Raw genomic sequence first — 11579 nt, 5'->3', positions numbered from 1 at the left:
TCGACCGCCATCTCGCCGTCAATTTCGTCACGCCCCTGATGCTGACGCGCGCGGCGGCAGCGGCCGGAACGCGCGCCGTGGTGAATTTGATCGATCAGCGAATCGTGAACCCGCCGATCGATCAGGCAGCCTATACCGCTTCCAAACTGGCGCTGGGGGCGTCGACAAAGGTTCTGGCGCGCGCTTTCGCGCCGATGCGGGTCAATGCGGTCGCGCCGGGGCTCACCCTCCCCGGCCCAGATTATGCGGCGGGGCACTTACCCGCGCTGACCGCGATGATGCCGCTCGGACGTCTGCCCGATCCGGCGGATGTAGCGGACGCGGTCGTCTATCTCGCCGGGGCCGACGCAGTCACCGGACAGACCCTGTATGTGGACGGCGGCGCGGCGATGGAAAGCTTTCGCCGCGATTTCGTCCACCTTGCGTCCGACTGATCATCAGCGTTTGCAGGGGCCCAGCCCGTCCAGCACGACCTTGTAATCGTTGCGAATCGCCGTTTCCTCCGAATCGGAGAGGCCGATCGTCGCGCGTGCTGGAATGGCGGGCGGCAGCGCGCAGGCGAGTCGGTACCACAATAGTGTGTCGCGCTGGGGCGGTTCGGCGCTGGCATCGACCAGTTCGGTTAGCGCGACCGCCCAGCGCGGTTCCTCTCCCGGACGCCGCAGCACGTTCAGGGACACCGGGCGATTGTCGGCGGTGCTGAGGAAGATCTGGGTCTCGCTCTCGCCGGGCAGCGATCCCGGCACGTGGAACGCGCGCGTGATGCCCGTGATGACAGGCGGCGCGTCGGCCGCGACCGACGCCGTGAGGATCGCGCGCAGGCGGCTTTCGTTCTCCGGCGTGCGCGGAACTTGTGCGCGTGGCCCGATCAGCCGCAATTCGCTCGGCCCCCCCGCCTGCGACGCGAGGAGCAGCACGGGCAGCCCCTTCAGCTTCGGCTTGCGGCCGGTGGGAGTAGGCAGGTCGATCAAATAGGAGATGCGGGGCGGCACCGCCGTCTGGCCGCGGATCAGGCCGGTCACGTTTGCTTCGACATAGTAACGCGTGTTCCCGCTGGCCACGCCTTCGGCCTGCGCACCCTTCAGCGCTATCGCGCGGTCGATCTCCGCCGCGATCGCGAGCGGCGCGGCGAGCGCCATCTCGGCCAGCTCGACATAGTCGTAGTTGATCGGTCGGCCGTCCAGGCTGATCGGGACGACCGGCGGAGCAGCCATGATGTTCGGCGCGGCCAGGGCGACCAGGAGGGCGGCGAGCAGCGGGGGGCGGGGAAAATGGCGCATGCCGCTCTGTCGCATGAGCCGCGCGAACTGTTCAAGCGTCGGCGATCGCGGGCGGAAGCCGAGATTTCTCGTGTTGCAACGCACGATCACAAAGGATTTGCGTCTCGTAGTTCGGCGCGATAGGAATACACCGCATCGCGAAGTGAAGCGCAATTTCATTTCGTGTTCTCGGGATTTTCGGGGGACCTCGTTAGCGAGCCTCTGAGCGTGCCGATCGGAAAAGAGGGAGTTACGTTCCTTAATGGCCTACGCTGATCAACCGACGATGAGCACGCGTAAGGTGGTTTCGATCGGGCTGGTGGTTCTTCTCCATGCCCTTATCGGATACGCCTTCATCACCGGGCTGGCGTACAACGTCATCAAGAAGGCCGCCGAGGACCTGAAGGTCGTCGACGTCCAGGAAGAGCCGCCGCCCCCGGAGCAGGAGCCGCCGCCCCCGCCGCCCGAACAGAAGTTCGAGCCGCCGCCCGTGGTTGCTCCTCCGCCGATCGTGGTGACGCCGACCATCGCGCCGCCGCCGATCACCACCGTTGCAACCCCGCCGCCGGTCATCACGCCGACCGCGCCGCCCGCTCCTCCGCCGCCGCCGGCGCCGGTGGTTTCGCAGGCCGCGACCGCACGTGGTAACCCTGGCCAGTATTTCGGTCCCGACAGCTATCCTCCCGCGGCGCTGCGCGCCGAGGCGCAGGGCCGCGTGGTGGCTGAGCTGACCATCGGCACCGACGGACGTGTGACCAACTGCGTCGTCACGTCGTCGAGTGGCAATAGCGACCTGGACGACACCACGTGCCGCATCGCGATCCGTCGCGTTCGCTACACGCCGGCCAAGGACCAGTCGGGCGCGCCGATCGCGTCGAAGGCAACCTTGCCCGTCCGCTGGGTGCTGCCGGAAAATTGATCCAGATATCCGCCGGCGCACAGGGGCGTGCGCCGGCGGTTTGTTTAAGCCTTTAGGAAGGACTTTTCAGACCATGACCACTCCCGCTCCTGGTGCTGCTGCGCCTGAATCCAACCCGTATGGCCTGATGGCCGCGCTCGAGCAGGGCGGCACCATCGCGTGGACGATCTTCATCATCCTGGTGATCATGTCGGCCGCTTCGTGGTACATCACGATTTCGAAGCTGCTCGAGCAGCAGAAGATCCTGAACCAGGCGCGCCGCGTCCGTACCTCGTTCTGGGGCACGCCGACCCTCAAGGAAGGCGCCAACAAGCTGGAGCGCAACTCGGCCTACCGCCAGATCGTCGACGACAGCCTTCGTGCGCAGGACGAGCACACCAAGCTGATCGACCCGGTCGACCAGCATGAGTGGCTCGGTGGTTCGCTCGCCCGTAGCCAGGCGGCGATCAACTCGAAGCTCGGTTCGGGTCTCGCCGTGCTCGCCACCGTCGGTTCGACCGCGCCGTTCGTCGGTCTGCTCGGCACCGTTATCGGCATCTACCGCGCGCTCGTGAAGATCGGCGCCGCCGGTCAGGCCTCGATCGACGCCGTCGCTGGCCCGGTCGGTGAGGCGCTCATCATGACCGCCATCGGCCTGGTCGTCGCGGTTCCCGCGGTGCTCGGTTACAACTGGCTGATCCGTCGCAACAAGATGATCGCTGAGCAGCTCAGCAACTTCTCGACCGACGTGCATGGCTACCTCGTCTCGAACGGCGCGCTGAAGCCGCAGCTGACCGCGAAGGCCGCTGCCCCGACCCCGCCGCTGAAGACGGGTTCGGCCGCGATCAACCCGAAGGCGTAATGGACTGCGGGCGGGGGCAACCCCGCCCGCTGCTTTCCCGATCGGGTGCCTGCCGGCATCCATCGTGAACAAGACATAGGATATCCGCTCCATGGCGATGAGTGCCGGCCCCGCCGAAGACGACGCCCCGATGTCGGACATCAATACGACGCCGCTCGTCGACGTCATGTTGGTGCTCCTGATCATCTTCCTGATCACCGTGCCGGTCGTGATCCAGACCGTTCCCGTCCGCCTGCCGAAGGTCGTGTTCGAACCGACGACCAGCAAGCCCGAGAACGTCGTTCTGTCGGTCCGTGCCGCTCCCACGGGCGCCTGCGAGGTCTATTGGGGCCAGACGCGCGTCAATGCGGAGGAACTGCTCCAGCGTTCGGTCGACAAGCTCAAGCTCGAGATCGACAAGCAGGGCGGCCCGACGGCGCCCGGCCTGGAACTGCCCGAGGTCCACGTCCGCGCGGACATCGATACGCCCTGGCGTTGCGTCGGTGGCGCGATGACCAACGTTGCCCGCGCCGGCTTCGCCCGCGTCGGCTTCATCTCGCAGCCCGAACCCGGCGCATATCGCGCGCCGCGTTTCTGATCCGGCGCAAGGAGGAGTAACGCCATGGCCATGAGTGCAGGCTCCGCCGAAGGCGAGCCGATGATGGACATCAACACGACGCCGCTGATCGACGTCATGCTGGTGCTGCTCATCATGTTCATCATCACGATCCCGGTGCAGACGCACGCGGTGAAGCTCGATCTGCCGCAGAACAGCAACGAGAACACGCCGCCGCCGATCCAGCCGGTGAAGAACGAAGTCCGTGTTCTGCCGAACAACGACGTGACGTGGAACGGCTCGCCGATCGACCTCACCGTGCTGCGCCAGTATCTCGATCAGACGCAGACGATGAACCCGGTCCCCGAACTTCATCTGCGGCCCGATCCCCAGGCGCGTTACGAGCGCGTCGATCAGGTGCTGGCGGTGACCAAGCGGGCCCATGTCACGAAGATGGGCTTCATCGGTAACGAGGCCTACGCGGGGCTCTGATCCGATCTGCAGACAAATGGGAAGGGCGGGCCGAAAGGTCCGCCCTTTTCGTTTGGAGTGTCTGTATCGCAGGCGTGTGTCTGCCCTTGGTGGGAGCGCTCCTTAGCGCAGTCGACATACGGATGGCTCTGCGAACGGCCTATTAGACATTCCCCCTTGCCGTTCGCCGGTCGATCGCTCGGAGAGCATCGGGGTGGGGTAGACCGGCCACCGTACCCGCCGCACCACGATGCGCCCAGGCTTCCGATACGGTGGCTTGATGAGGCGACACCGGACCACCGCGCTTACCCGGCCCATCCATTATGAATTCCTTCGGCTATAACGCGTCTAGCAACTGGCCTCGATGACTCTTCCCGGCGTGCTATCAACGCGTCTCGTGGATGGAGCGGGGCGGTTTGTCGCGCGGGTCCGACGGGCGCGGAACCGGCCAACCCCTCGTTCGCTGATTCGTGGAGCCCGATCAGGGCTGCATCGAAGGAGAATGACATGGGCGAGTTGACCGACAAGCTCAAGGGAGCCGGCAATGAAGCGATGGGCAAGGTGAAGCGCGCGCTGGGTGACGCCGCCGATCGCCCCGACATCCGTGCGGAAGGCGACGCGCAGGAGGCTGTTGGCGATCTTCAGAAGGCGCGCGGCGAGGTAAAGGGCGCGCTCGGCGACAAGATTTGAGCAAGAGCATCCCGGCTCCCGGAGCGGCCCAAATGCGCTACCGGTTGCCGGGATCATGCCGTCAAACCGCTCGGTCAGTCATGTAGGCCTGGCGAACGGCTCCGAGAGCGAACAGGATCGACTTGGCTGGTTGACCGCAGGGCAGGTCTGACGCCGCGAGCCACCGCCCGCGACATCGGCTTGCTCCATACCGCGCCTGGCCTGCGAAGGAAGCGCTGAGCCAAATCAGATTGGTCACAGCGATCGCTACGCCGCCGAAGTGGCGTCTTCTTGCCGTCACTCATGTCCGCAAGAACGGTTGGGCCCATCGGCCTCACATGGAGTGGGGCTGGTTTATGATCGAGATCAATTGGCATTTCCCGGTCGATCGCCTATCCCCGCGATCGTGAGGGGACTTCGTGGATAGCTGGCTGATCCCGGCGCTGATCCTGGCTGGTGGCTACCTGCTAGGATCGATTCCTTTTGGAATTATCGTGACGCGCGCCGCCGGCGCGGCGGACCCGCGCCAGATCGGATCGGGCAATATCGGCGCGACCAACGTGCTGCGCACCGGGCGTCGCGGGCTGGCGGCGTTCACTTTGCTGCTCGATGCGGGCAAGGGCGCGGCGGCGGTGCTGCTCGGGGAAAGCCTGCTCCCCGGGAGCGGGGCATTGGCGGCGATCGGCGCCTTCTTCGGGCACGTCTTCCCGGTTTGGCTCCGTTTCCGCGGCGGCAAGGGCGTCGCGACCTTTCTCGGGATCGTGCTCGCACTGCATTGGCCCACCGGATTGATCGCGCTCGTGTTGTGGCTGGCCGCGACCTTTGCGACGCGTTACTCATCTGTGGGCGGCATGACCGCCGCGATTGCCAGCCCGGTGCTGTCGGCATTCTTTTTCCGGGCGGATCTCACGATCCTGTTTCTTGCGCTGGCGCTGATCGTCCTGTGGCGGCATCGCGACAATATCGAACGGCTGTTGTCGGGCACTGAATCCCGCATCGGAGCCAAGGCTGGCTGATCCGGCGCTGACCGACGCGGAGGCCTTCGCGCGTATTCGGCTATGCCGCACGCGATCGATCGGACCCGTCACCTATCGTCAACTCCTCGCCCGATTCGGAACCGCCGAGGCCGCACTACGCGCCATTCCCGATCTTGCCAGGCGCGGCGGGGGCGCGCCGCCACCGCTGGCGCCAGTAGCGGATATAGAATGCGAGCAGGCGTGGATCTCCCGGATCGGCGCGCGCTATCTCCACCTCGGCGCGGCCGACTATCCGCCGCTGCTTGCCGAACTCGAAAACGCGCCACCCGTGCTCACCGCGATGGGTGACTCGGCCCTGACCGAGGGGCGTCCGGTAGCAATCGTCGGCGCGCGCAACGCCTCGGCCGCCGCGATCCGCTTCGCGCGCCAACTGGCCCACGAACTTGGCGAGGCCGGAATCGCCGTCGCGTCCGGCCTCGCACGCGGGATCGACACGGCGGCGCATCACGGCGCGCTCGCGACGGGAACGATCGGGGTGATCGCCGGCGGGATCGACATCGTCTACCCGCCCGAGAATGACGCACTCCAGCGCGCCATCGCCGAAAAGGGCCTGCTGCTCGCCGAGCAACCACCGGGGACCGAGCCCCGTGCACGTCACTTTCCCTACCGCAACCGAATTATCGCGGGCTGCACCGCAGGCACGGTCGTGATCGAGGCAGCACCCAAATCGGGTTCGCTCATCACCGCGCGTCTGGCGGCCGAGTCCGGGCGCGAGGTAATGGCGGTGCCGGGATCGCCGCTCGACCCGCGCGCACAAGGCTGCAACAAGCTCATCCGCGACGGGGCCACGCTGATCCAGTCGGCCAGCGACGTGATCGACAGCCTGCGTCCGTTCGGTGCGGATCGTCTCGCCGCGCCGCGAGCGCCGTATCAGGCCGAGCTTGCCGATCAGACAGCGGCCGGCGAAAACGAGCGACGAGCCCTGGTCGCGTTGCTTGGGCCGTCGCCGGTCCCGATCGACGAGATGGTGCGGCTGTCCGGCCTCCCCGCTTCGGCGGTCCAGCTCGTGTTGCTGGAACTCGAACTGGCCGGTCGGCTGGAGCGCCATGCCGGGGGACGCGTCGCGCTAGCCTAGTGTCAACCGGAGGCCGCCTTATATCTGCGCTGGATCAGGCCAGGGTTCGATCGGCCAGGGCGTCGCCGCTGCCTGGAGAGGCATTGCGCTCTGGTGACGACCCGGCTTGACGGCGGGGGCGCGGCATCGCCACCCTCGCGCACGTACGTGAAGGACATCGCACCATCCCATGAAGCTCGTCGTCGTCGAATCCCCCGCCAAGGCCAAAACCATCGAGAAATATCTGGGGCCGGGTCACCGCGTGCTCGCCTCCTACGGCCATGTCCGTGACCTTCCGGCCAAGGATGGGTCGGTCGATCCCGATCAGGGCTTCGCGATGGAGTGGGAGCCCTATGCGGACAAGACCAAGCAGCTGAAGGCGATCGCCGACGAGGCGAAGGGCGCGGACACGCTGATCCTGGCGACCGACCCCGATCGCGAGGGCGAGGCGATCAGCTGGCACGTCCAGGAGGTGCTGCGCAAGCGCAAGGCGCTGCCGGGCGATGTCCAGCGCGTGACCTTCAACGCGATCACCAAGCCGGCGGTGCTGGAGGCGATGGCACACCCGCGCGCGCTGGATGAGGACCTGATCGACGCTTACCGCGCGCGCCGCGCGCTCGACTATCTGGTCGGGTTCACGCTGTCGCCGGTGCTGTGGCGCAAGCTGCCGGGCGCCAAGTCGGCCGGCCGCGTCCAATCGGTCGCGCTGCGGCTCGTCGTCGATCGCGAGCGCGAGATCGAATTGTTCCGCGCGCAGGAATATTGGTCGGTAATCGCGGCGATGGAGCATGACGGCGTGCCGTTCTCCGCGCGGCTCGTGAGGTGGAAGGGCGGCAAGATCGACCGTCTCACGATCGGCAATGCCGGCGATGCCGAGGCAGCCAAGGCCGATGTGGAGGCCGGGCGCTTCTCGGTTGCCAGCGTCGAGACCAAGCCGTTCACGCGCAATCCGCCGCCGCCCTTCACCACCTCCACCCTGCAGCAGGAGGCGGCACGCAAGCTCGGCTTCTCCGCCAGCCACACGATGCGGGTTGCGCAGGACCTCTACGAGCAGGGCGCGATCACCTATATGCGGACGGATGGCGTGCAGATGGATGGCAGCGCCATCTCCGCCGCGCGCAAGGCGGTCGCCGACCGCTACGACGCAGGCTACGTCCCCGATCAGCCGCGTCAGTACACAACCAAGGCCAAGAACGCGCAGGAAGCGCACGAAGCGATCCGCCCGACCGATTTCGGGCGCGACCGGGTCGGCGCGGGCGACCATGCGCGCCTGTACGAGCTGGTGTGGAAGCGCGCGCTGGCGAGCCAGATGGCGAGCGCGCGGCTGGAGCGGACCACGGTCGAACTGACCGATGGCACCGGCCAGCATGCGCTGCGCGCGACCGGGCAGGTGGTACTCTTCCCCGGCTATCTCGCGCTGTACGAAGAAGGGCGCGACGACGCGCCGGGCACCGGTTCGGGCAAGTCCGCCGAGGGCGCCGAGGACGAGGATACGCGCCGCCTGCCGCGCATGCACGAGGGCGATGCGCCCGCGAAGAGGGGCGTCGCGGCCGAGCAGCACTTCACCCAGCCGCCCCCGCGCTACTCGGAAGCCAGCCTGGTGAAGAAGATGGAGGAGCTCGGCATCGGGCGCCCGTCGACCTACGCCGCGACGCTCCAGACGCTGAAGGACCGCGACTATGTCGTGCTGGAGAAAAACCGCTTCATTCCGCAGGAGAGCGGACGGCTGCTGACCAGCTTCCTCGAGCGCTTCTTCGAACGCTACGTCTCGTACGACTTCACCGCCGGGCTGGAGGAGGAGCTGGACGACGTGTCGGGCGGCCGCGCGCAGTGGCAGGCGGTGCTTGAGGCGTTCTGGCGTGATTTCAAGCCCAAGACCGCCGAGGTGATGGAGCAGAAGCCGAGCGACATCACCGCCGCGCTCGACGAATTCCTCGCGCCCTATCTGTTCCCAGACAAGGGCGACGGATCGGATCCGCGTGCCTGCCCGGCGTGCGGCACGGGCAAGCTCGCGCTGCGCGGGGGCAAGTTCGGCGCGTTCGTCGCCTGCTCCAACTATCCCGACTGCAAGTTCACGCGCCGCTTCGGACAGCCGGGCGGCGAGGGGCAGGAGGCCGATGCCGGCCCGACCGAGCTCGGCGTCGATCCCACGAGCGGAGAGACGATCACGCGTCGTTCGGGGCGGTTCGGACCGTACATCCAGGCGGGCGAGGGCAAAGAGGCGAAACGGGCGTCCATCCCCAAGGATATCGGGGAACTCGATCTCGACTGGGCGGTCAGGCTGCTGTCGCTGCCGCGCGAGGTTGGCCTGCACCCCGAAACCGGCAAGCCGATCACCGCCAGCATTGGCCGCTATGGGCCGTATCTGGCGCATGACGGCAAATATGCCCGGCTCCAGTCGACCGCCGAAGTGTTCGAAACGGGCATGAACGCGGCGGTGGCGAAGCTGGCTGACGCGGCCAATGGTGGCGCGCGCGCGCGCGGCGCGACCCGCGAGCCGATCCAGCAATTCGCCGATAGCCCGGTCACCGGAAAGCCCGTCAAGGTGATGGAAGGGCGCTTCGGCCCCTACGTGACCGACGGCGAAACCAACGCCACCTTGCCCAAGGGCACCGATCCGGCGGCGCTGACGATCGAACAGGCGCTGGTTCTGCTGGAGGAGCGCGCGGCAAAGGGGCCAGCCAAGGGCAAGAAAAAGCCCGCGCGCAAGGCCGCCGCCAAGCCCAAGGCGGCGGCGAAGACGACGAAAGCGAAGAAGGCCTGAACGGCACGCATCCACGCGGTGGCGCGATGACGGGCGCGGGAGGGCGGCGCTGGCGCGTTGCCCTCTTGCCGCTCCGCGCCTAAGCAGCGGCGCGAACAACCAGACCGGAGCCCCATGCGCCTATCCCGCTATTTCTTGCCCGTGATGAAGGAATCGCCGGCTGACGCGCAGATCGTCAGCCACAAGCTGATGCTGCGCGCCGGCCTCGTCCGCCAGCAGGCGGCGGGGATCTATGCCTGGCTGCCGCTCGGCCTCCGCGTGCTCAAGAAGATCGAGCAGATCGTGCGCGAGGAGCAGGATCGTTCGGGCGCGATCGAGCTGTTGATGCCGACGCTCCAGGCGGCCGATCTGTGGCGTCAGTCGGGGCGCTACGACGCTTATGGCCCCGAAATGCTGCGCATCACCGACCGGCACGAGCGCGAGATGCTGTACGGGCCGACCAATGAGGAGATGGTCACCGCCATCTTCCGCGACGCGGCCAAGTCCTATCGCGATCTGCCGCGCACGCTCTACCACATCCAGTGGAAGTTCCGCGACGAGGTGCGCCCGCGCTTCGGCGTGATGCGCGGGCGCGAATTACTGAAGAAGGACGCCTATACGTTCGACCAGGACGAGGTCAGCGCGCGCCACAGTTATAACCGGATGTTCGTGGCGTACCTCAACACCTTCGCGCGGATGGGGCTGCGCGCCATCCCGATGCAGGCGGACACCGGCCCGATCGGCGGCGATCTGTCCCACGAATTCATCGTGCTCGCGCCGACCGGCGAGAGCGACGTCTTCTACCATGCGAATTGGGAAAAACCGGCTGAACTGTCCTCGGTCGATTTCGAGGACGTGGATGGCCTGCAGGGTGTCGTGTCGGGCTACACCGCCGACTATGCCGCGACCGACGAGAAGCGCGACGCGGGCCGCGAGGCCGAGGCGGGCGACCAGCTCCGCCTGTCGCGCGGGGTCGAGGTGGGGCACATCTTCTACTTCGGGACCAAATATTCAGCGCCGATGGGTCTCAAGATCCAGGGGCAGGACGGCGGCGAGGTCGTGCCGCACATGGGTAGCTATGGCATCGGGGTCAGCCGCCTGATGGGCGCGATCATCGAGGCGAGCCACGACGACAAGGGCATCATCTGGCCCGAGGCGATCGCGCCTTACGCGGTCGGGCTGATCAACATGCGCGCCGACGATGCGGCCTGCACCCAGGCGGCGGACGAGCTTTACGCGCAGTTGCAGGCGGCGGGCATCGAGGTGCTGTACGACGACCGCGACGAGCGCGGTGGGGCCAAGTTTGCGACGATGGATCTGATCGGGCTGCCCTGGCAGATCGTGATCGGTCCCAAGGGGCTGGAAAAGGGCGTGGTCGAACTCAAGCGCCGCGCGACTGGCGAGCGGGTCGAACTTGCGCCCGCCGACGCGGTGGCGAAGGTGGCGGGCAAGTGACACCCCGTCGCTCCTGCGCAGGCAGGGGCCCATGTCTCGCGCCCAGGCGCACGAGCGCGCCGGCATGCTGACCCGCTACGAGCGCGTCGTCGCGCGGCGTTACCTCTGGCCGGGCAAGGGCGAGGGGATCATCGCGGTGGTCGCGGGCTTCTCGCTGATGGGCGTGATGCTGGGCGTCGCGGCCTTGGTGATCGTGACCAGCGTGATGAACGGCTTCCGCGCGGAGCTGTTCGACAAGATTACCGCGCTCAACGGCCATGCCGTGATCCAGGGCTATGACGGCCGCCTGAACGACTGGCGGCGGATCCAGGCGCTCGCCAAAGCGACGCCCGGCGTCACGCAGGCGACGCCGCTGATCGAACAGCCGCTGATGGGATCGACCGCCGGCCGCGTCGAAGGCGTGCTGCTGCGGGGCATGACGATGGAGGCGATCCGCGGACCCGAGGTCGCGGGCAACCTCGTCGCGGGCAAAATCGCTGAGGTCACGCCCGGATCGAACAATGTCGCGATCGGCGCGCGTCTGGCCGAAGCGCTGGGCGCGGACATCGGCGGGCAGATCAGCCTGATCAGTCCGGAGGGCCAGTCGACCCCGTTCG

The 11579-nt window shown here is 67.1% G+C and carries 12 protein-coding genes; 11 read left to right on the top strand and 1 reads right to left on the bottom strand.

All coding sequences use genetic code 11. The features are described from left to right. Nucleotides 1-434 (top strand): SDR family oxidoreductase (locus ACOJSF_RS04650; protein WP_420141062.1); only part of this gene is annotated, 434 nt, incomplete at its 5' end. A gap of 3 nt (nt 435-437) precedes the next feature. Here ACOJSF_RS04650 and ACOJSF_RS04645 read toward each other — a convergent pair. Beyond that, nucleotides 438-1280 carry a hypothetical protein gene (locus ACOJSF_RS04645; protein WP_420141061.1) on the bottom strand — a complete coding sequence of 281 codons (843 nt, stop codon included), beginning with the start codon at nt 1278-1280 and terminating at the stop codon, nt 438-440. 241 nt (nt 1281-1521) lie between these two features. Here ACOJSF_RS04645 and ACOJSF_RS04640 point away from each other — a divergent pair, with 241 nt between their 5' ends. From ACOJSF_RS04640 to ACOJSF_RS04595, 10 genes are all read left to right on the top strand, one after another. Beyond that, nucleotides 1522-2178 (top strand): energy transducer TonB, encoded by a 657-nt coding sequence (locus tag ACOJSF_RS04640; RefSeq protein WP_420141060.1) that lies wholly within the window; start codon nt 1522-1524, stop codon nt 2176-2178. 73 nt (nt 2179-2251) lie between these two features. Further along, the gene (locus ACOJSF_RS04635) at nt 2252-3019 is read left to right on the top strand and encodes a MotA/TolQ/ExbB proton channel family protein (RefSeq protein ID WP_420141059.1); all 768 of its coding nucleotides are present in this window, start codon (nt 2252-2254) and stop codon (nt 3017-3019) included. A 91-nt stretch (nt 3020-3110) separates the two neighbouring features. Continuing rightward, nucleotides 3111-3596, top strand: coding sequence for an ExbD/TolR family protein (locus tag ACOJSF_RS04630; RefSeq protein ID WP_420141058.1), 486 nt, complete (start codon nt 3111-3113; stop codon nt 3594-3596). A 24-nt stretch (nt 3597-3620) separates the two neighbouring features. After that, the gene (locus tag ACOJSF_RS04625; RefSeq protein WP_420141057.1) at nt 3621-4046 is read left to right on the top strand and encodes an ExbD/TolR family protein; all 426 of its coding nucleotides are present in this window, start codon (nt 3621-3623) and stop codon (nt 4044-4046) included. 486 nt (nt 4047-4532) lie between these two features. Next, the gene (locus tag ACOJSF_RS04620; protein ID WP_420141056.1) at nt 4533-4715 is read left to right on the top strand and encodes a CsbD family protein; all 183 of its coding nucleotides are present in this window, start codon (nt 4533-4535) and stop codon (nt 4713-4715) included. A 398-nt stretch (nt 4716-5113) separates the two neighbouring features. Continuing rightward, entirely contained in the window at nt 5114-5710 is a 597-nt protein-coding gene (gene plsY, locus ACOJSF_RS04615; RefSeq protein ID WP_420141055.1) for a glycerol-3-phosphate 1-O-acyltransferase PlsY, read from the top strand. Further along, nucleotides 5703-6806: a DNA-processing protein DprA gene (gene dprA, locus ACOJSF_RS04610; protein WP_420141063.1), complete on the top strand. Its 1104-nt coding sequence runs from the start codon at nt 5703-5705 to the stop codon at nt 6804-6806. The genes plsY and dprA overlap by 8 nt, the downstream gene beginning before the upstream one ends. Before the next feature lie 169 nt (nt 6807-6975). Then, nucleotides 6976-9549 carry a type I DNA topoisomerase gene (gene topA, locus ACOJSF_RS04605; protein ID WP_420141054.1) on the top strand — a complete coding sequence of 858 codons (2574 nt, stop codon included), beginning with the start codon at nt 6976-6978 and terminating at the stop codon, nt 9547-9549. 114 nt (nt 9550-9663) lie between these two features. Beyond that, nucleotides 9664-10983, top strand: a complete 1320-nt coding sequence (proS, locus tag ACOJSF_RS04600; RefSeq protein ID WP_420141053.1) for a proline--tRNA ligase — start codon at nt 9664-9666, stop codon at nt 10981-10983. Between the two features lie 31 nt (nt 10984-11014). Then, on the top strand, nt 11015-11579 hold a 565-nt coding region (locus ACOJSF_RS04595; RefSeq protein WP_420141052.1), incomplete at its 3' end, for an ABC transporter permease.

Source organism: Sphingomonas sp., from assembly GCF_048594985.1.
Taxonomy (GTDB): Bacteria; Pseudomonadota; Alphaproteobacteria; order Sphingomonadales; family Sphingomonadaceae; genus Sphingomonas_I.
Note: the sequence above shows the minus strand (reverse complement) of the source record. Positions and strands in the feature narration are given on the sequence as shown.